Origin of the sequence: Nocardioides lianchengensis, from assembly GCF_900101465.1 — a bacterium.
Lineage (GTDB): Bacteria > Actinomycetota > Actinomycetes > Propionibacteriales > Nocardioidaceae > Nocardioides > Nocardioides lianchengensis.
Genome location: NZ_FMZM01000003.1, coordinates 284,238 through 303,188 on the forward strand (window position 1 = coordinate 284,238; position 18,951 = coordinate 303,188).

Annotated in this window: 16 protein-coding genes; 4 read left to right on the forward strand and 12 right to left on the reverse strand. The window is 72.8% G+C overall.

All coding sequences use genetic code 11. The features are described from left to right. Positions 1 to 123: 123 nt before the first annotated feature. Both cimA and BLT76_RS07300 read right to left on the reverse strand, forming a co-directional pair. A complete protein-coding gene (gene cimA, locus BLT76_RS07295) occupies positions 124 to 1,716 on the reverse strand; it encodes a citramalate synthase (protein WP_090852984.1) in 1,593 nt (530 codons plus the stop codon). A gap of 132 nt (positions 1,717 to 1,848) precedes the next feature. After that, on the reverse strand, positions 1,849 to 3,525 hold the full coding sequence (locus BLT76_RS07300) for a serine/threonine-protein kinase (protein ID WP_139175438.1): 1,677 nt from the start codon (positions 3,523 to 3,525) through the stop codon (positions 1,849 to 1,851). A gap of 94 nt (positions 3,526 to 3,619) precedes the next feature. Here BLT76_RS07300 and BLT76_RS07305 point away from each other — a divergent pair, with 94 nt between their 5' ends. Genes BLT76_RS07305 through BLT76_RS07315 form a run of 3 tightly spaced genes read left to right on the forward strand, consistent with a single transcriptional unit; the run spans position 3,620 to position 6,596 of the window. After that, entirely contained in the window at positions 3,620 to 4,657 is a 1,038-nt protein-coding gene (locus BLT76_RS07305; protein WP_244509301.1) for a FecCD family ABC transporter permease, read from the forward strand. Then, positions 4,654 to 5,751, forward strand: coding sequence for a FecCD family ABC transporter permease (locus BLT76_RS07310; RefSeq protein WP_090852992.1), 1,098 nt, complete (start codon positions 4,654 to 4,656; stop codon positions 5,749 to 5,751). The genes BLT76_RS07305 and BLT76_RS07310 overlap by 4 nt, the downstream gene beginning before the upstream one ends. Beyond that, the gene (locus tag BLT76_RS07315; protein WP_090852994.1) at positions 5,748 to 6,596 is read left to right on the forward strand and encodes an ABC transporter ATP-binding protein; all 849 of its coding nucleotides are present in this window, start codon (positions 5,748 to 5,750) and stop codon (positions 6,594 to 6,596) included. Before BLT76_RS07310 ends, BLT76_RS07315 begins: the two co-directional genes overlap by 4 nt. A 55-nt stretch (positions 6,597 to 6,651) precedes the next feature. Here the strand turns inward: BLT76_RS07315 and BLT76_RS07320 are convergent, their stop codons facing one another. From BLT76_RS07320 to BLT76_RS25635, 5 genes are all read right to left on the reverse strand, one after another. Next, the gene (locus BLT76_RS07320; RefSeq protein ID WP_090852996.1) at positions 6,652 to 7,713 is read right to left on the reverse strand and encodes an iron-siderophore ABC transporter substrate-binding protein; all 1,062 of its coding nucleotides are present in this window, start codon (positions 7,711 to 7,713) and stop codon (positions 6,652 to 6,654) included. Positions 7,714 to 7,765: 52 nt separating this feature from the next. Beyond that, positions 7,766 to 8,806: an iron-siderophore ABC transporter substrate-binding protein gene (locus BLT76_RS07325; RefSeq protein ID WP_090852998.1), complete on the reverse strand. Its 1,041-nt coding sequence runs from the start codon at positions 8,804 to 8,806 to the stop codon at positions 7,766 to 7,768. A gap of 92 nt (positions 8,807 to 8,898) precedes the next feature. Next, complete coding sequence (locus tag BLT76_RS07330; RefSeq protein WP_211752776.1) at positions 8,899 to 9,975, reverse strand: branched-chain amino acid aminotransferase; 1,077 nt, start codon at positions 9,973 to 9,975, stop codon at positions 8,899 to 8,901. Between the two features lie 90 nt (positions 9,976 to 10,065). Then, positions 10,066 to 11,139, reverse strand: coding sequence for a 3-isopropylmalate dehydrogenase (locus tag BLT76_RS07335; RefSeq protein ID WP_090853004.1), 1,074 nt, complete (start codon positions 11,137 to 11,139; stop codon positions 10,066 to 10,068). 10 nt (positions 11,140 to 11,149) lie between these two features. Continuing rightward, positions 11,150 to 11,287: a hypothetical protein gene (locus tag BLT76_RS25635; protein ID WP_170866970.1), complete on the reverse strand. Its 138-nt coding sequence runs from the start codon at positions 11,285 to 11,287 to the stop codon at positions 11,150 to 11,152. 389 nt (positions 11,288 to 11,676) lie between these two features. On the opposite strand from BLT76_RS25635, the gene BLT76_RS07340 reads away from it, so the two are divergent. Then, a complete protein-coding gene (locus BLT76_RS07340; RefSeq protein ID WP_090853008.1) occupies positions 11,677 to 12,246 on the forward strand; it encodes an O-methyltransferase in 570 nt (189 codons plus the stop codon). 98 nt (positions 12,247 to 12,344) lie between these two features. On the opposite strand, the gene BLT76_RS07345 is transcribed toward BLT76_RS07340, so the two are convergent. The 5 genes from BLT76_RS07345 to BLT76_RS07365 are packed head-to-tail and all read right to left on the reverse strand — an operon-like array spanning position 12,345 to position 18,948. After that, positions 12,345 to 13,070, reverse strand: a complete 726-nt coding sequence (locus BLT76_RS07345; RefSeq protein WP_244509302.1) for an FHA domain-containing protein — start codon at positions 13,068 to 13,070, stop codon at positions 12,345 to 12,347. Next, a complete protein-coding gene (locus BLT76_RS07350; RefSeq protein ID WP_090853011.1) occupies positions 13,067 to 14,344 on the reverse strand; it encodes a vWA domain-containing protein in 1,278 nt (425 codons plus the stop codon). The genes BLT76_RS07345 and BLT76_RS07350 overlap by 4 nt, the downstream gene beginning before the upstream one ends. Next, positions 14,337 to 15,440 (reverse strand): protein phosphatase 2C domain-containing protein, encoded by a 1,104-nt coding sequence (locus tag BLT76_RS07355; RefSeq protein WP_244509303.1) that lies wholly within the window; start codon positions 15,438 to 15,440, stop codon positions 14,337 to 14,339. The genes BLT76_RS07350 and BLT76_RS07355 overlap by 8 nt, the downstream gene beginning before the upstream one ends. Then, positions 15,437 to 17,836, reverse strand: coding sequence for a serine/threonine-protein kinase (locus tag BLT76_RS07360; protein ID WP_090853016.1), 2,400 nt, complete (start codon positions 17,834 to 17,836; stop codon positions 15,437 to 15,439). Before BLT76_RS07360 ends, BLT76_RS07355 begins: the two co-directional genes overlap by 4 nt. Then, positions 17,833 to 18,948, reverse strand: a complete 1,116-nt coding sequence (locus tag BLT76_RS07365) for a hypothetical protein (RefSeq protein ID WP_090853019.1) — start codon at positions 18,946 to 18,948, stop codon at positions 17,833 to 17,835. The genes BLT76_RS07360 and BLT76_RS07365 overlap by 4 nt, the downstream gene beginning before the upstream one ends. Positions 18,949 to 18,951 lie beyond the last annotated feature (3 nt).

Consider the following 18,951-nt stretch of genomic DNA (forward strand, 5'->3'; position numbering starts at 1 on the left):
CTTTCGGCGGCGTGTCGGTCCGCGAGTGACGGTTCGGTGAGCGGACGGCGTCGTACCGCTCACCGAACCGTCGATCCTGACCCGACACGCCGCCAGAAGCGGACATCGAGTGACGGGTCGGCGTCAGACGCCCTGGCGACGGAGGCCGAAGGTGAGGCCGTCGACGAGGGCGCCCCAGGACGCCTCGATGACGTTGTGGCCGACGCCGACCGTCACCCAGGTCGACTCGCCGTCAGTGGTCTCGATCAGCACCCGGGTGATGGCGTCGGTGCCGTGGCCCTGGTCGAGGATCCGGACCTTGTAGTCGATGAGCTCGAACTTGGCGACCTCCGGGTAGGCCTGGCCGATCGCCGTGCGCAGCGCCTGGTCGAGGGCGTTGACGGGACCGTTGCCCTCGCCGGTCACCACGAACCGCTCCCCCGCGGCCGTCAGCTTCACGGTGGCCTCGGAGACCGCCTCCTCCCCGGGCCGGGCGTGGCTCAGGGTCTCGGTGATCACCCGCCACGACTCGATCTCGAAGTACGACGGCCGCGCACCCTCGACCTCCTCGACGAGCAGCAGCTCGAAGGACGCGTCCGCGGCCTCGAAGGTGAACCCGCGCGACTCGAGCACCTTGACCCGGTCGGTGATCCGGCCGACCAGCTCCTTGTTGTCCGAGAGGTCGAAGCCGAGCTCGCGGCCCTTCAGCTCGATCGAGGCCCGCCCGGCCATGTCGGAGACCAGCAGCCGCATGTCGTTGCCGACCTGGACCGGGTCCAGGTGCTGGTAGAGGTTGGGGTCGACCTTGATCGCGCTCGCGTGCAGGCCGGCCTTGTGGGCGAAGGCGGAGGTGCCGACGTACGGCTGCCGGCTGGCGGGCGGCACGTTGGTGACCTCCGCGACCGCGTGGGCGATCCGGGTCGAGTCGCGCAGCAGGCCGGGCGGGAGCACCTGGCGGTCCAGCTTCAGCTCCAGGTTGGCGACCACGGTGACGAGGTCGGCGTTGCCGGTGCGCTCGCCGTAGCCGTTGATGCAGCCCTGGACGTGCGAGGCGCCCGCGTCGACCGCGGCCAGCGAGTTGGCGACGGCGCAGCCGCTGTCGTTGTGGGCGTGGATGCCCACCCGGCCGCCGGTCGTCCCCACCACGTCGTGCACCACGTCGGAGACCCAGGCCGGCAGCATGCCGCCGTTGGTGTCGCAGAGGGCGACGACCTCGGCGCCCGCGTCGTACGCCGTGCGCAGCACCTCCAGCGCGTAGGCCCGGTTGGCGCGGTAGCCGTCGAAGAAGTGCTCGGCGTCGAGGAAGACCTGCTGGCCCTCGGCCCGCAGGTGGGACACGGTGTCGTGGACCATCGCGAGGTTCTCCTCGAGCGTGGTCCGCAGCGCGAGCTCGACGTGCCGGTCGTGCGACTTCGCGACCAGGGTGACCACCCCGGCACCGCTGTCGCGCAGCGCGGCGACCTGCGGGTCGTCGGCCGCGCGTACGCCGGCGCGCCGGGTGGCGCCGAACGCGGCGAGCCGGGCGTGCTTCAGGTCGAGCTCGCGCGCCGCGCGCCGGAAGAACTCGGTGTCCTTGGGGTTCGCGCCCGGCCAGCCGCCCTCGATGTAGCCCACGCCCAGGCCGTCGAGCTGGCGGGCGATCGTCAGCTTGTCGGCCACGGAGAGGGTCAGCCCCTCCTGCTGCGCACCGTCGCGCAGGGTGGTGTCGTAGACGTGGAACGAGCCGTGCAGGTCCATCGGGGATTCCTTCTTGCTTCCGGGCACAAAAAAACCTCTCGGGGTGCGAGAGGTCGGCGCGTCGAGTGTCTCGACGCGCTAGGGAATGACGATGTGGCGGTGCTGCATGTGAGGCATCTTACCGCGTGCGGGTCACGGGAGCGGGTTGGTCCACCCGGCGGGATCTCCCGACGGACCCCACGTGGTGCCGTCGCCGGCGACCAGGCCGAGGCCGGCCGCGGCCACGCCCACGAGCACCGCGGCCACCGCCCACCGCCGGACGTCGGCCGAGAGCGGGTGCACCACGCGGGCCAGCGGTGAGCGCACCCGCGACCCGCCGGGCCCGGACCAGAGCGACACGGCGAGCGCGGTGCCGCACACGAAGAGGGTCACCGGGACGGTGGCGGCGACCGCGTAGCAGACCAGACCGGCGGCGACGGCCAGGCCGGCGCTCCACAGCACCAGCATCAGGGTGCCCGGGATCGAGCGCACCAGGTCCCACGGGGCACCGAGCAGGAACTGCGCGCCGTCGTACCACTTGCGACCGCGGAGGCGGCGCCGGTCGCCGGCCTTGCTGGCCGCCAGCGAGCCGCTGCGCAGCACCCACACGAGGACCAGCACCAGGCCCGTCGTCCACCAGGGGTACGCCGCCGTGCCCGCGCCGACCGCGAGCGCCCCGCCGACCATCAGCGTGGCCCGCCGGGCCCGCTCGCCGAACGAGGTGGTGGGCGGCTCGGGCTCGAACGGCGACTCCTCCCACGGCCCGGCCCACGGATCGGCGACGGGCGCCCCCGTCGGCCGGGCGGTCGGCTCGGCGGGGAACGCCCGGGTGACGTGCTCGGTCTCGAGCCGGGTGGGCGCCGGACGGTCGTCGGCCGGGTCCTCCCAGCGGTCGGTCGGGTCGTCGGCAGTCGCGGCGGTCGCGGCCAGCGCGAGCGGCAGGGTGAAGACGTCCTCGGCGACCGGCGCCGGGGGCACCGGCTCGCGGGAGCCCGCCCGGGTCGACTGCGGACGCAGCCAGGCCAGCAGCTGGCCGAGCCGGGGGCGCCGGGCGGGGTCCGGGTCGAGCGCGGCCTCGACCACGCCGCGCAGGCCGTCGGGCAGGCCGGTCAGGTCGTGCTGGCCGCGGCGTACCCGGTCCATGATGGCCATCGACGGCCCGCGGCCGAACGGCGCGCGGCCGGTGCCGGCGTAGGCGACCGTCGCGGCCCAGGAGTGGATGTCGGAGGCGGCGGAGGCGTCCTCGCCGTAGAGGATCTCGGGGGCGAGGTAGCCGGGCGTGCCCAGCAGCCAGCCGGTGTGGGTCAGCTTGGGGTCGTCGGCGACCCGGGCCAGGCCGAAGTCGATGAGGATCGGGGTGCGGCCCTCCATCAGCACGTTCGACGGCTTCACGTCGCGGTGCAGGACGCCGACCCGGTGCACCGAGAGCAGCCCCTCGGCGAGGCACCCGGCGAACCACAGCAGGTCGCGGCCCTCGATCGGCCCCTCCTCGACCACGTGGTCGTGCAGCGAGAGGCCCGGGACGTAGCGGGTAGCGACGTACGGCACCGGTGCCCATGGGTCGGCGTCGACGATCTCGGCCACCCAGCGGCTCTGGATCCGGCTCAGCGAGGAGACCTCGCGGGCCAGCCGGGCGCGCGCCTCGTCGTCGCCGACGATGTGGGGCCGGAGCACCTTCAGCGCGACCCGCTCGCCACCCGGCTTGCGGGCCAGGTGGACGACGCCCATGCCGCCCTCGCCGATCTTGGCCAGCAGCGTGTAGTCGCCCACCGACATCCGGGGGCCACCGGGGGCCTCCGGGCCGGAGGGGGTGCTCGGCACGCTCGTCACGCAGGCAGGCTACCCGCGCGACCCGTCCGCCCGGGGTACGACGAGCGGACGGCCGTGCGGGCATCTGCGGACTGTAAGGCTAGCCTTACCTCCCGTGACCAGCACCGCCTCACCGCCGACGACCCGCCCGTCGGTCCCGGACCACCGTCGTGGCTCCGTGGTCGGGCTGCTGGTGCTGGTCGCCCTGGTGGTCGTGGCCGCGCTGGTGAGCCTGGCCGTCGGCAGCCGCAGCATCCCGTTCGGGACGGTGGTGGACGTGCTGTTCCACGAGGACGGCTCAGACGCCTCGACCATCGTGCACGACCTGCGGCTCCCCCGGACCCTGCTCGGACTCGCGGTCGGCGCCTGCCTCGGCATCGCGGGTGCGCTGATGCAGGGCCACACGCGCAACCCGCTCGCCGAGCCCGGCCTGCTCGGCGTCAACGCCGGCGCGGCGTTCGCCGTGGTGCTGGGGATCTACGGGTTCTCCATCGGCGGGAGCGGCTACGTGTGGTTCGCGCTCGTCGGCGCCGGACTCGCGTCGTCAGCGGTGTTCGCGATCGGCAGCAGCAAGGGCGGACCGAACCCGGTGACCCTCGTGCTGGCCGGTGCCGCGGTGACCGCGCTGCTGGAGGCGGCCACCCAGTCCGTCGTGCTGAACGACCGGGCGACCCTGCTGGAGTACCGCTTCTGGGTGGTGGGCTCGGTCGCGGGGCGGCCGATGGACGTCTTGTGGGACGTCCTGCCGTTCATGGCGGCCGGACTGCTGCTCGCCGCGATCGGCGCCCCCGGCCTGAACATGCTCCAGCTCGGTGACGACGTCGCCCGCTCCCTCGGCATGACGCCCTGGGTGCACAAGACGATGGGGGTCGCCGCCGTTATGCTGCTGGCCGGCGCCGCGACCGCGGCCTGCGGGCCGATCGCCTTCCTCGGGCTGGTCGTCCCCCACATCGCCCGGGTGTTCTCGGGCGTCGACTACCGCTGGCTGCTCCCCTACTCCGGGCTGGTCGGCGCCGTCTTCCTGGTCGTCGCCGACGTCGTCGGGCGGGTCGTCGTCCGGCCCGGGGAGCTCCAGGTCGGCATCGTGATGGCCCTCGTCGGCGGCCCCGTCTTCATGCTCATCGTGCGACGGATGCGGCTGGTGCGCCTGTGACCACCCGGAGCCGCCTCACGCGGACCTCCACGCCGACCGCTACCCTGCGCGTCGGCCCGGCGTCGTGGCTGGTGCCGCTGCGCGCCGCTCTCATCACCGTGGTCGCCCTCGTGGCGCTCGCCTTCCTCGTGGTCCTCGACATCTCGCTCGGCGACTTCGAGATCCCCTTCGGGGACGTGATCTCCACCCTGCTCGGCGGCGGCGACCCCGGCCAGCAGTTCATCGTCAACGAGCTGCGTCTGCCCCAGACGCTGGTCGCCGTCCTGGTCGGCGCCGCGCTCGGCCTGTCGGGCGCGCTCACCCAGACCTTCGCCCGCAACCCGCTCGCCAGCCCCGACATCCTGGGCGTGACCCAGGGCGCGGCCCTCGGTGCGGTCGCGGTGATCGTGCTCTCCGGGGCCAGCGGGAACGGATCGAGCCTGGTCACCGGCACGCTTCAGCGCCTCGGCCTGCCCCTGGCCGCGTTCCTCGGCGGCCTGCTCACCGCCCTCGTCCTCTACCTGTTCTCCTGGCGGCGCGGTGTCGACGGCCAGCGCCTCGTCCTGGTCGGCATCGGCCTCAGCGCGGCCCTCGGCGCGATGACGTCGTGGCTGCTCGTCCGGGCGCGGGAGGCCGAGCTGGCCAGCGCCCAGGTCTGGCTCAACGGCTCGCTCAACGCCCGCGGGTGGGACCAGGCCTGGCCGATGATCTGGACGCTGGCGGTGCTGGTGCCGGTCTCGCTGCTGCTCGTGCTCAGCCTCAACACGATGATGCTCGGCGACGACAGCGCTCGCGGCCTCGGCGTACGCCTGCAGGTCACCCAGCTGCTGACCCTGCTCGCCGCCGTCGGCCTGGTGGCCGTGGCGGTCTCGGCGGTCGGGCCCCTCGAGTTCGTCGCCTTCGTCGTCCCCCAGATCGCGCTGCGGCTCACCGGCGGCAGCCGGCCGCCGATGCTGGCCTCGATGGTGCTCGGCGCCTGCCTGGTCGTCGGCGCCAACCTGCTGACCCGCGTCGTCATCCCCGTCCCCCTCCCCGCCGGCATCGTGACCGCGGCGATCGGCGCGCCGTACCTGATCTGGCTCCTCCTCCGCGCCAACCGAAAGGTGTCGGCATGACCTCCACCTCGCCCGCGTCCCGTCTCCGCGCCGACTCCGTCACCGTCGGGTACGGCGAGGTCCCGGTCGTCCGCGACCTGACCTTCGCGATCCCCGACGGCAAAGTGACGACGATCATCGGACCCAACGGCTGCGGCAAGTCGACGATGCTGCGCACCCTGGCCCGGCTGCTGAGGCCGTCCAGCGGCACCGTGCTGCTCGACGGCGAGCCGATCCAGTCGCTGCCCACGCGCGAGATCGCCCGCCGGATGGCCCTGCTCCCCCAGACCCCGGTCGCCCCCGAGGGCCTCCTCGTCCGCGACCTGGTCGGCCGGGGCCGGCACCCCCACCAGCGCTGGTTCAGCCAGTGGTCGCCCGAGGACGAGCAGGTCGTCGAGTCCGCGCTGGCCATGACCGACACCGCCGACCTCCGCGACCGGGCCCTGGACCAGCTCTCGGGCGGCCAGCGTCAGCGGGCCTGGATCGCGATGACCCTGGCCCAGGACACCGAGCTGCTTCTCCTCGACGAGCCGACCACCTACCTCGACCTCGCGCACCAGGTCGAGGTGCTCGACCTGGTCACCCGGCTCAACCGCGAGCGCGGCCGGACCGTCGCGATGGTCCTGCACGACCTCAACCTGGCCGCCCGCTACAGCGACCACATGGTCGTGATGAAGGACGGCGCGATCGTCACGCAGGGCACGCCCACCGACGTCGTCACCGCCGCGATGCTGCGGGAGGTCTTCGGCCTCGACGCCGACGTCCTGCCCGACCCCCGCACCGAGCTGCCGATCATCGTGCCGCGCTCCTCGGCCGAGGCCGTCGCCGCCGCCCCGCACCCCGAGTCGACGCCGCTGCTGCCCTGAGCACGCGCGAACGCCCCCGGCTCGGCGAGCCGGGGGCGTTCGTACGAGGGGGTCCTCAGATCTTGGAGGACGGCACCGTCGTGGCCGGGTCGCCGTCGACGGCCGCGGCCAGCTGCGGCACGTAGCGCTCCAGCACATAGGGGATGGCCAGCGGCGTCACGAAGCTGTGGCCCACGTAGTAGGAGCCGTCCTGCTTCTCGTTGATGTCCACGAAGCGCCCCTCCTTCGCCGAGGGCAGGCCCTCCCAGATGCCGGCGACGGTCTTGTCGGCGTTGAGGTCGTACCAGACGGCCACCCCGACGTCGCCCAGGTCGGCGGTGCGCTCCGCGGACAGCGAGATGCCGAACTCGCTGTCGTCGGCGGTGGTGATCACCGGGTGCAGCGTGAAGCCGAGGTCGGTCAGCATCCGCGACCGCGGGTCCTCGGGACCGTAGATGAACAGACCCTCGTACGGCGTGATGAGCGCTGCGGTCTGTCCCTCGAACTCCGGGTGCGCCTCGGCCGCGTCGGCGATCTGCTGCGTGACCCCGTCGATGATCTCCTGCATCTTCGCCTTCTGACCGACCGCGGTGCCGATCGTCAGGGCCATCTCGGTCCACGGCATGCTGTAGTCGGGGTAGTCGCCGGACTGGGCGACGACCGGGGCGATCTTCGAGAGCGTCTCGTAGTCCTGCTCGTTGAGGCCCGTGTACTGACCGATGATCAGATCGGGCGCCAGGCCGGCGATCTTCTCGACCTCGACCCCGTCGGCGTCCTTCAGCAGCAGCGGGAGCTCGGCGTCACCGAAGGCCTCCTCGGCCCACGGGTAGATGCCCTGCAGCTTCTCGTCGCCGAACCAGTAGGTGACACCGACCGGCACGATCCCCAGCGCGAGCAGCGAGTCCTGGTCCATCAGGCCGATGCAGACGACCCGCTCGGGCGCCTTCTCGACGGTGGTCTCGCCGTACTTGTGCTTGATGGTGACCGGGAAGGCCGACTCGTCAGCAGGGGCCTCGCTCGCGCTGCCGCCGGTGCTGCCACCGGAGGAGGAGTCCTCGCTGCCGCAGGCGGCCAGGACGGCCGGCGCCACGGCCATGAAGGACAGGCCGGTCAGGAAGCGGCGTCGGGTGGGGTTCATGGTGCTCCTTGCGATCAGGGGTGGATCAGGGCTGGAGGGTCGAGCGGGACGGTCAGGACGGGTACTCGCGCGGCGCCTCGCCGGTGGCGGCGGCCTCGAGCATCGGCGTCAGCCGGTCGATCAGATAGAGCTGGCTGAGCGGGGTGAGGAAGTAGATCGCCCCGGCCAGGACCTCGTCGGTGTAGACCGACCGGTTCTCGGCGACGGCCGGCAGCTTCGAGACCGTGCTGAAGGCCTGGAGCTCGTCGAACTGCTCGGGGTTCTCGGTCGCCCAGACGATCACGTCGGCGTCGATCAGGTTGACGTTCTCGGCGGAGATCTCGGCCTGCGAGCCCACCTCGGGCGCGTACTCCTCCAGGCCGGGCGTCATCACGAAGCCGAGCTCGGTGAGGAAGTCGGTGCTGAGGCCGTCGGGGTAGACGTAGAGCTGACCGTCGTACGGGCCACCCTGGGAGAAGGTCGCGCTCTTGCCCTGCCAGTCCGGGTGGGCGGCGGCGACGTCGGCGTACTTCTGCTCGACCTCGTCGACGAGCGCCTGGCCGTCAGCCTCGCGACCGAGCGCCCGGGCGACCTGGAGGGTCTGGTCCTGCCAGGAGGAGAAGTACTGGGTGGAGCCCTCGACACTGGTGATCGTGGGCGCGATCTTGGCCAGCAGCTCGTAGTCCTTCGCGGTCATCCCGGCGTTCGTGCCGACGATCAGGTCAGGCTTGAGCGCGGCGATCTTCTCGAACTCGAAGCCGTTCTGGAGGGAGAGGACCTCGGGCTCGGCGTCCCCGAGCAGCTCGGTGGCCCACGGCCAGGTGGCGAACGGCTGGTCGCCGTACCAGTCGGTCACGGCGACCGGCGTGACCCCGAGCTGGAGCAGGATGTCCTGCTCGGTGTAGCCGACACTGACGACGCGCTCGGGCTGCTCGGCGACCGTGGTCTCGCCGAACTGGTGGGGGACGGTCACCGGGAACTGGGCCCCCTCGACCGCGGGACCGGTGCTCGGGTCGTCCGTGGCCGACGACGAGTCGCCGTCGCCGCACGCGACGAGGCTGCCGGACAGCAGCAGTCCGAGCAGGGCGAGGGCGAGCGAGGGACGGCGACGCATGCAGGTCCTCCTGGATTAGGTAAGGCTGACCTTAATCCAGAGAGGTCGAGGGTGTCGCTCCGGGTCCCGGCGGCTCGAGAGGCCGAGCAGACTCAGACCAGCTGCTTCATCCAGCCGAAGCCGTCCTCGGCCCGGCCGAACTGGACGTCGACGAGCTCCTGGCGGATCCGCTTCCACAGCTCGTCCCCGCCCTCGGGGGTGCCCACCTCGCCGCCGTCCCACTTCAGGGAGCCGACGGGGGTCACGACGGCCGCGGTGCCGCAGGCGAAGATCTCCACGATCTCGCCGGAGGCGACGCCCTGCTTCCACTCCTCGATCGCGAACTTCCGCTCCTCGACCTGGTGGCCCATCTTCCCGGCCAGCTCGATGATCGAGGAGCGGGTGATGCCCTCCAGGATGGTGCCGGTCTCCGGGGTGACGATGCGGCCGTCGGCGTAGACGAAGTACATGTTCATGCCGCCGAGCTCCTCGACGTACGTGCCCTCCTGGGCGTCGAGGAAGACGACCTGGTCGCAGCCGTGCGACGACGCCTCCTGCTGGGCGACCAGCGAGCTGGCGTAGTTGCCGCCGGTCTTGGCCGCACCCATGCCGCCGCGGCCCGCGCGGGTGTACTCCTCGGTGAGCCAGAGGCTGACCGGCTTCACGCCGCCCTTGAAGTAGGAGCCGGCCGGGCTGGCGATCACCATGAAGGTGACGTGCTGGGACGGGCGGACCCCGAGGAACGCCTCGGAGGCGAACATGAACGGCCGCAGGTAGAGGCTCTTCTCCCCCGCCGCCTCCGGCACCCACCGCTGGTCGATCTCGACCAGCGCCTGCACGGCCTGGACGAAGTCCTCGACCGGCAGCACGGGCAGCGCGAGCCGGTGGCTCGAGCGCTCCATCCGGGCGGCGTTCTCCTCGGGGCGGAACGACCAGACCGACCCGTCCTCGTGCCGGTAGGCCTTCATGCCCTCGAAGGTCTCCTGCGCGTAGTGCAGGACGGCGGTCGCCGGGTCGAGCGACAGCGGGCCGTAGGGCTCGATGCGCGCGTCGTGCCAGCCCGCGTCGGGCGTCCACTCGACGGTGAACATGTGGTCGGTGAAGTGCACGCCGAACCCGGGATTGGCGAGGATCTCCGCGAGCCGCTCGTCGCTGACGGGGTTGCTCGAGCGGGTGGTGGTGATCTGCATGGACATCAAATTACCGTCTTTCGGACGCAGAAATGAGCGCGGGCCGAGGCGCCTGACGCGCCCCGGCCCCGCGGAGGTCGAGGTGACGCGTCAGCCCTGTACTCGGGCGGCGATCGCGTCGCCGACCTCGGAGGTACGACGAGTGCTGCCCGCCTCGCGCGCGGCGAGGTCGGCGATGGCCGCGTCCTCGATGACGGAGGCCGCCTCGGCGTGGCCGAGGTGGTCGAGCAGGAGCGCCGCGGAGAGGATGGCCGCGGTCGGGTCGGCCTTCTGCTGACCGGCGATGTCGGGGGCCGAGCCGTGCACCGGCTCGAACATGGAGGGCGCGGTCCGGTCGGGGTTCACGTTGCCGGACGCGGCCAGACCGATGCCACCGGTGATGGCGGCGGCGAGGTCGGTGATGATGTCGCCGAACAGGTTGTCGGTGACGATCACGTCGAAGCGCGACGGGTCGGTCGTCATGAAGATCATGGCCGCGTCGATGTGCATGTAGTCGGTCGTCACCTCGGGGTACTCGGCGGCGACCTCCTGGAACAGCCGCCACCACACGGAGCCGGCGTTCACGAGGACGTTGGTCTTGTGGACCAGGGTGAGCTTCTTGCGCGGGCGGCGCTGGGCCCGGGCGAAGGCGTCGCGGACGACGCGCTCGACACCGAAGGCGGTGTTGACCGAGACCTCGGTGGCCACCTCTGCCGGCGTACCGACGCGCAGGGCGCCGCCGTTGCCGGTGTAAGGGCCCTCGGTGCCCTCACGGACGACCACGAAGTCGACCTCGCCGGGGTTCGCGAGGGGGCTGGTCACGCCGGGGAAGATCCGCGACGGCCGCAGGTTGACGTAGTGGTCGAGCTCGAAGCGGAGCTTCAGCAGCAGACCGCGCTCGAGGATGCCCGGGGGCAGGTTCGGGTCGTTGGGCTTGCCGCCCACCGCTCCGAGGAGGATGGCGTCGTGCTCGCGGATCTCGCCGAGCACGGAGTCGGGCAGCACCTCACCGGTCGCGAGGTAGCGCTCCGCGCCGAGGTCGTAGCGGGTCGGCTCGAACTTCACGCCGGCCGGGGCGGCCACCTCGAGGACCTTCAGGGCCTCGGCGGTCACCTCCTGCCCGATGCCGTCGCCGGGGATGACGGCGAGCTTCAGGGTGCCGGTGCTGGGGTTCGAGTCGCTCATGGGGAGAACGCTAGTTGTCGTCCGGGCGCTCGCCGCCGCCGTCCCGCAGGTCGAGCGAGCGCTGGACCGCGGCGCTGATGTTCTCGTGGCTGTAGGGGTTCTCCGGGTGGTGCTGGGCCGGTCCCCAGTCGGGATACATGTCGTACATCGCAGGTGCTCCTTCTCGTGAGTGGTTGTCGTAGTTCTTCGGCCCGACAGGCCTGGAACGAAGACACTCCGGACGAGAAGTTCCGGCTCGTGGATCACACGAGGGAGATCGACCATGAGAGTGCGGATCGCGCGACGCTGCTGGCGTCCCGCCGCGGTGGTGTCTTCGATCGAGGCCTGTCGGAGATCCGACAGATGGTCGAGAGGCCCGCAACGCCGAACACCGCGGCGAGGTGGCCTCTCTTGTCAGGCCTCGCCGCGGCAGTCGATAAGTACGAAGACGCTCCGCATGGTGAATGAACCGTAACCGCCTCACCGGACGCCCGCCACCGGATTCCGGAATCTGTCCGCGATCCGGGACGGACGTCCCGGAATGGAAGACTCGCGGGCATGAGCGCACCGCCCGAGCTGCCCGACGTCGTGTCCCGCGCGTTCTCCGTGTCCCGCAAGGCGGGCTACGTGTCGTTCTGCCGCAACGAGACCGGACGGCTGCTTGCCACCCTCGCCGCGACCCGCGGCGGGACGATGGCCGAGTTCGGCACCGGCTGCGGCGTCGGGACCGCCTGGCTGCGCTCGGGCGTCCGCGGTGACGGGGCCCGGATCGTCACCGCCGAGCTGGACCGCCAGCTGGCCAAGGCGGCCACCCAGATCTTCGCCGACGACCCGCAGGTCGAGGTCCTCGCGGCCGACTGGTCGACCCTGCTCGACAAGGGCCCGTTCTCGCTGCTGTTCCTCGACTCGGGCGAGCCGACCGAGGTCGGCGTGGACGCGATCGCGGACCTGGTCGAGCCGGGCGGGATCGTCGTCCTCGACGACTTCACGCCGTGCGAGGTGTGGCCGCCCATCGCCTACGGCCGCGTCGACACCCTGCGCGAGCAGTGGCTCACCGATGAGCGCTTCACCGCCGTCGAGGTGATGGTCGCCTCGGACGCCTCCGCGATCATCGCCACCAAGCGCTGACCCGGCCAGATCGCCGAGTCAGCACCAGTTGCGGGCCGAGTCAGCACCAGTAGTGCTGACTCGGCCCGCAACTTCTGCTGACTCGGCGGGGAGGGTGGTCAGAACTCGCCGGGGGTCGCCCTCCGGACGACGATGCGGGTCCAGGCGCCGAGGTAGACGCGCTCGTCGGGCATCACCTCGTGCTTCTGGCCGGGCGGGACCGGGGACGTCGGGAGACCGCTGACGGTGCCGCCGACGTACGTGCCGTTGGAGGAGCCGAGGTCCTCGACGAACCAGCGGGTGCCGTCGGTCGTGAGCTGGGCGTGGCGGCGGCTGATGCCGTTGTCGGACGACAGGTCGATGTCCGGCGTGATGCCGCGGCTGCGGGAGGCCCGCCCGATGAGGATCGAGGTGGTCCGGAGCGGGACCACCAGCGGGATGCCCGGGGACGGGAGCGGGTCGGTCGACTTCTGGTCGGCGTACCAGTCGGGGTCGATCCAGACCTCGGCCACCCAGGGCTCGCCCAGGGGCGGGGCGGTGCTGGCGGGCCCCGCCGCCGGCACGTCCGGTACGACGGGCGCGGCGACCGTCGGCGTGGCCTCCTGCGCGGCCGGGGGCGTGACCGGGCGGGGCATGGACCCGGTCGTGAAGTCGTAGCCGCAGGCCTCGCAGAAGAGAGCGTTCGGCGGGTTGGCCGCCCCGCAGCTCGGGCAGGCGCCGTCGGCGGCCCCACCCGCCGCGTCCACGGCGTCGGGGGCGGGCGCCGCCGGGGCCGCGCCCATGGCCAGCCCGCAGACGTCGCAGTAGTCGGTGGCGGCCGACTCGTGGCCGGCGGGACAGGTCACTTCTTGATCCGGGTGGTCTTGGTCGACGCGGTGTCGAGGGCCATCTCGTCGGCCTTGTCGACCGCGCGCTTGAGCCGGACGGTGCCCTCCTTCTCGTCGTCGATGTCGACGACCTTGCGGAGCTTGGAGGTGGCCTCGTCGTTGCCGGTCTCGGCGGCCAGCTGGACGGCGCGGCCGAGCTTGGTGGTGGCCGTCGCCTCGTCGCCGCTCGCCTTGGCCTGCAGGCCCTCCTGGATCATCGCGGCCAGCTCGGTCTGCCCGGTGTAGTGGGCGACCTGCTGGTCGATGCGGGCGGTCAGCCCGGAGTCGCCGGACCAGGTGGCCTTGACCAGCCCCTGGGCCATCACCTGGTCACCGACGGCGAGCTGCACGCGGGCCGCGAGCTGCTCCTGCCCGATCGCCTTGGCGGCGACCCGGACGGCGACGTGGTAGTCGCGGGACTCGTCGGACCAGGCGCCGGTCGGGTAGGCGCCGGTCAGCGCGTTGACCTCGGTACGGCGGGCGGTGAGGTCCTCGACCGAGGGCGAGACCTGCCGCACGAAGAGCACCTGCGAGCCCTGCGGCGCCCAGATCCGCAGCTGCGCGTCCGCGACACCGCGAGACATCGACGCCCGCATGATCTCCTCGAACTGCGCCTGCATCTGGTCGGGCGTCGGGATGATGTCGACGGTGCCGAGCAGGGCCTGCGAGATCCGTCGTACCTCGTCGACCTGCCAGTCGGTGCCGGCGCCCCGGCAGTCGCACTGGAAGTAGCCGGTGGCCCGCTTGATCGCGGCGTCCAGGCTGCCGGGCTGCTCGCGGTTCTCGCCGTCGGTCAGCAGGATGGCGTGCCGCTGGGTGACCTCGGCGACCGAGGCGAAGAGGGTGCCGGCCAGGTCGAGCCAGGTGCTGATGGCGGTGCCGCCGGAGCCGTGGAAGTTGGCGATCGCCCGGCTGGCGGCCTCGCGGGAGGAGGCGTCCATCGGCACCATGCCGGGGCCGGAGGAGACCTGGGGGTAGGCCAGCATCGCGCGGTCGGAGCCGGCGATGACGGCGAAGTAGGTGCCGTCGACGATCTCGGCGAGCGCGGCCTGGGCGGCCTGCTTGGCGGCGGCCATCGTCTGCGGGCCCATCGAGCCGGACGTGTCGACGATGATGATCTCGCCGGCCGAGCCCGCGCCGGTCTGGCCGGCCGTGCCGGCTCCGGTGCAGCTGACGGTCACGATGGCGTTGACGTCGGTCCCGCCGTCGGGCAGGAACTCGTTCTGGTAGACGGCGGCGGTGAACTCAGCCATGGGACTCCTCCTGCGGCGTGGGGGTGGTGGCGGGGGCGGCTGGCTCGAAGCGGGCCAGCGCGACGGTGATGTTGTCCTGCCCGCCCTGGGCGTTGGCGAAGGCCACCAGGGCCAGCGCGAGCTCGGACGGTACGACGGTGCCGGCCGCGGTGACCTGCGCGGCCAGCGCCTCCGGGGTGGAGGCGTAGTTCCACAGCCCGTCGGAGCAGACGACGACCCAGCCCGGGGCGTCGAGCTCCAGGGCCCCGAGTCGAGGCTCGATCTCGGGAGCGTCGCGTCCCAGCCAGCGGGTGATGGCGTGCGCCTGCGGACCGCTCTCGGCCTCCTCGCGCGACATCCCGGCCTCGATCTGCATCTGGGCGGCGGAGTCGTCGACGCTGAGCTGGCGGCCGGGGGCGCCGTCGGGCAGCCAGTAGACCCTGGAGTCGCCGATGTTGGCGTGGGCCAGCGCGCTGCCCTCCAGCACCGCGACGGCGTACGTCGCCGACGCGGGGTTGCTCGACGCCGGGTCGGTAGTTTCGATGACCGCCTCGTTGGCGGCGACCGCCGCGTCGGTGAGCACCTTGGTGACCGCGGCCGAGCGGCCCTCGGGCGTGCCCATGCCGCGCGGCAGCGGGGTGCGCAGCGCCTCGCGCGCGGCCCGGGCGCCGGCCAGGGACCCGACGTCGGAGTCGATGGAGTTCGACACGCCGTCGAGGACGACGAGCACGGCCCGCTCCCCCGGCGTCGCCGAGGCCAGCAGCGCCATCGCGTCCTCGTTGCGGTGGTGCCGGATGCCGCGGTCGCAGACGCCGGCCACCCAGGGGGCCGGGTCCTCGCGGAAGTGGTCGCGCTCGCTCGGCGCCTTGGCCCCGCAGACCTCGCAGTAGCCGTCCTCGCCGACCGGCCCCTGGCAGGTCAGGCAGGTCCGCACCGGGGTCGGCGGCGGCGCCGCCGGGGTGCGGTACGTCGGCGCGCTGATCGGGGCCAGCTCGTCGATCTCGGCCGCGGTCGGCGCCGCGGGCGCGGCCCCGCCGAGCGCGGCCCCGCAGCTCTCGCAGAACCGGGCCTCCGGCGGGACCGCGGTCCCGCAGGCGGGGCAGGTGGTGGTGCTCACGTCAGCGTCCAGCTCCTCACGGCGTTCGCCTGGTTGACCAGGCTGACCCGGTCCTGGAGCAGCGGCGCCTCGCGCGCCAGTGCCCGGTACGCCGTCTCCAGGCCGGCCCGCAGGCCCGCCTCGGACGCGGCGTGCTCACCGATCTTGATCCCTGCCCGCGGGTCCTTGCCACCCGCGGTCACGACCTGCAGCGCCTCGGTGAGGATCCGCACGGTGTAGCGCTGCCGCGCGGTCGGGTCCATCGAGACCGACTCGATCGAGCGCATCGCCTGGTCGAGGACGGCCAGGTCGGACCCGCTGCCCGCGAGCAGCACCTCGGCCCGCAGCTGCCGGCTCTCCGGGTAGCCCCGGCTGGTCTTCGGCACCATGTCGAGCGCCGCGACCGCGCCGGCGGTGTCGCCGCGGCCGGCCCGGACGCGGGCCATGCCGAAGGCCGCGGGGGCGACGTACGTCGCGTCGGTGGCGGCGCACGTCGCATAGAGCCCCTCGGCCACCTCGGGCAGGCCGCCTCGCTCGCAGGCCACCGCGAGGGCCAGCTTGGGGGCCAGCTCGCCGGGGACCTGCTGGTAGACCGCGCTGAACGCGGACTGGGCCGCGGTCCAGTCCTCCTGCTGGAGGTAGGCCAGGCCGTCGAGCCAGAGCGCGCGCCAGTCCCACGGGTCGGCGGCCAGCAGCTCGGCCGCGTGCCCGTGGGCGCGACCGGCGTCCTGGAGGTCGAGGGCCGCGTGGCCGCGGGCCAGGAAGACCTCGGCGGAGTCCTCGGGCGCCTGGGACAGGTTGGCCAGCCGCTCGGCCGGATCGGTCGCGCCGATCGTCGCGAGGAACGCGTGCTGGGCGTCGGTGGTGTCGGGGCGCAGGTCGGGCAGGGCCGACCAGGAGAGCACCGACGTCGCCGTGGCCGGCGACTCGAAGAGCACCGAGGCGGCGCTCGTCAGAGCGGTGCCCCGGGTCCGGGCGGCGACCACCTCGCGGAGCACGCCGATGAGCTGCGCGCGCAGCTCGTCGGCGGACGCGAACCGGTCGGCCGGATCGGGAGCGCAGCACTTGGCGATCAGCCAGTAGAGCGAGTCGTGCTGCTGGAACAGCGGCGTGGTCTCCGGCGGCGGCAGGGTGTGCAGGTAGGTGCCCTGGTAGCCGCGGAACTCCATGCACAGCACGACCAGGGTCCGGCCGATCGTGTAGATGTCAGAGGCCACGCTCGGCCCGACCTCAGCCACCTCGGGTGCCTGGTAGCCGACGGTGCCGTAGATCGCGGAGTCCTCGTCGTCGATGCGGCGCACGCCACCGAGGTCGATCAGCTTCACCGCGTCGCCGACCTGGATCAGGTTGTCGGGCTTGAAGTCGCAGTAGACCAGGCCGAGGTCGTGGAGGTACTGGAAGGCGGGCAGCACCTCCAGCAGGTAGGCCAGCGCCTGGTCGACCGGCAGCGCGTCGTACAGGCCGTTGTTGGCGGTCATCCGCGCCTTGAGGATCTGCTTCAGCGACTTGCCGCCGACGTACTCCATGACGATGTAGCCGGCACCCTCGTGGGTGACGAAGTTGTAGATCTCGACGATCAGCGGGTGCTCGACCTGGGCCAGGAACTGCTGCTCGGCGATCGCGGCCGCGAGGGCGTCGGGGTCGCCGGAGTTGAGCAGGCCCTTCAGGACGACCCAGCGGTTCGAGACGTTGCGGTCCTTGGCCAGGTAGATCCAGCCGAGTCCGCCGTGGGCGATCGCGCCGACGACCTCGTACTGGCCGGCCACCAGGTCGCCCGGGTGCAGCTTGGGCGTGAACGAGAACTGCTGGCCGCACTGGGGGCAGAAGCCCTCGGTGCGCCCAGGGCGGCCGTCGACGCTGCGGCCGATCTTGTTGCCGCACTTGGAGCAGGAGCGCTTGTCCTCGGGCACCTGCGGGTTCGGCTGGATGGCCAAGCTGGCGTCCACCGCGGGTGCCGGAGGTACGACGGTGAGGCCCGCGCCCAGCCGGGCGGCCCGCATCCGCTGCGACCCACTGCGGGTACGACGGGTGCTGGACGAGCCGGTCGACTGCGCGAGCCGGGACCCGATCGCGGCCGAGCGGACGCTCGCGGCCGAGGTGGCCACCGAGACCTCGCCGACGCCCATCGGGGCGGACTCGCCGCCCACTGCCGGTGCGGCCGCGACCGAGGCGGCCGGGGAGCCGCAGACGTCGCAGTAGCCGTCCAGGATCTTGCCGGTGCAGCCGGGCTGGGTGCAGGGCGTGCCGTCGGCGCTCGCGGCGACCGAGGCGGCGGGGGCGGCGGGGGCGGCGGCCGCTGCCGGCGCGGGCGTCGCCGTCGAGGCTCCTCCGGGCGCCGCGGCCATGCCGCAGACGTCGCAGTAGCCGTCCTGGATGGTGCCGGTGCAGCCCGGCTGGGTGCACTGCTGGGTGCTCATGCGTTCTCCTTGGTGAGGAGCTGGTCGAGCCAGGTGGAGTAGGTGCCGACGAGGGAGCGGGCGACCGGGACGGGGACCGGCTCGCGGGCCAGCACGTCGCGGGCCTGCCGCTCGCTGGCGGCCAGGTCGGGCTGGTCGGCGATGGCGTGGGCGGCCGCCTTGGCCCGGAGGGCGTCGAGCAGGTCCACGAGCTGGGAGAGCTCGGCCAGCGCGCCGGCGTACTTCTCCTCGACGAGGGCGAAGGCCTGCTCGACGCGGTGCAGCTTGGCGACGTGGGCCTCGATCGCCTCGGCGGTGTTGGGGACGGCACCGAGGTTCGACACGTCGGGTACGGCGTAGCGCGGCGCGGGGTCGACCTTGGCCACGCAGCGCTCGGCGAGGGTGCGAAGCGCGGTCTCGCGGGTCTCCAGGTCGGCCTGCAGCTCGCGGGCGTCCTCGAGGAGCTCGCGGGCCTCGCGGCGCCGGGCGTTGCCGACGATCAGGTCGCGCTCGAAGGTGGCCGCCTCCTGCTCCAGGGGGCCGAGCAGGCCGCCGACGTCGGCCCCGCGCTGGGCGCGGGCGGTGACGTCCTGGAGCCGGGCCATCAGCCCGGCCAGCCGGTCGACCGCGGCGTCGCGGCCGAGAGCGGGCTCGAGTCCGACCTGGTCGCGCAGCCGCTCCAGCTGGGCGCGCAGCTCCTTGATCCGCGCGGCCGCCGCGTCGGCGCCGGGAGCCAGCGAGAGGGCCGCGCGCAACTGGCTCACCAGGGCGTCGGAGAGCCGGCAGGCCTCCGGCAGCGAGGTGCCGCCCGTCCCGCCGCCGACGGTGGAGTCGAGCCGGCCCCAGATGAGCGCGGTGATCCGCTCCCGCTCCTGATGGCCGACCCGGCCGCCGTCCCAGGTGGCCCACATCAGCTGCCAGCGGTCCGAGACCGCCTTCCACATCGACAGCGCGAGCGCCATGTCCGAGGCCACCTCGGCCCCGCGCTGCGAGGCGAGCGCCGCCGCGTCGAGCTCGTCGAGCTCGGCCTTGCGGCCGCGCACCCACTCGTCGAGGGCGTGCAGGTAGGCCTGCAGCGCCGCCGGCTCCGGAGCGGAGCCGAGTGGGCCGGGTGGGGTGGGGGCGGTGCTCATGCG

Excerpts from the sequence above, each read along its gene's own strand:
- cimA (WP_090852984.1), bottom strand. The coding sequence starts at position 1,716 with ATGGACCTGCACGGCTCGTTCCACGTCTACGACACCACCCTGCGCGAC.
- BLT76_RS07315 (WP_090852994.1), top strand. The coding sequence starts at position 5,748 with ATGACCTCCACCTCGCCCGCGTCCCGTCTCCGCGCCGACTCCGTCACC.
- BLT76_RS07320 (WP_090852996.1), bottom strand. The coding sequence starts at position 7,713 with ATGAACCCCACCCGACGCCGCTTCCTGACCGGCCTGTCCTTCATGGCC.
- BLT76_RS07325 (WP_090852998.1), bottom strand. The coding sequence starts at position 8,806 with ATGCGTCGCCGTCCCTCGCTCGCCCTCGCCCTGCTCGGACTGCTGCTG.
- BLT76_RS07330 (WP_211752776.1), bottom strand. The coding sequence starts at position 9,975 with ATGCAGATCACCACCACCCGCTCGAGCAACCCCGTCAGCGACGAGCGG.
- BLT76_RS07335 (WP_090853004.1), bottom strand. The coding sequence starts at position 11,139 with ATGAGCGACTCGAACCCCAGCACCGGCACCCTGAAGCTCGCCGTCATC.
- BLT76_RS25635 (WP_170866970.1), bottom strand. The coding sequence starts at position 11,287 with ATGTACGACATGTATCCCGACTGGGGACCGGCCCAGCACCACCCGGAG.
- BLT76_RS07340 (WP_090853008.1), top strand. The coding sequence starts at position 11,677 with ATGAGCGCACCGCCCGAGCTGCCCGACGTCGTGTCCCGCGCGTTCTCC.
- BLT76_RS07350 (WP_090853011.1), bottom strand. The coding sequence starts at position 14,344 with ATGGCTGAGTTCACCGCCGCCGTCTACCAGAACGAGTTCCTGCCCGAC.
- BLT76_RS07360 (WP_090853016.1), bottom strand. The coding sequence starts at position 17,836 with ATGAGCACCCAGCAGTGCACCCAGCCGGGCTGCACCGGCACCATCCAG.
- BLT76_RS07365 (WP_090853019.1), bottom strand. The coding sequence starts at position 18,948 with ATGAGCACCGCCCCCACCCCACCCGGCCCACTCGGCTCCGCTCCGGAG.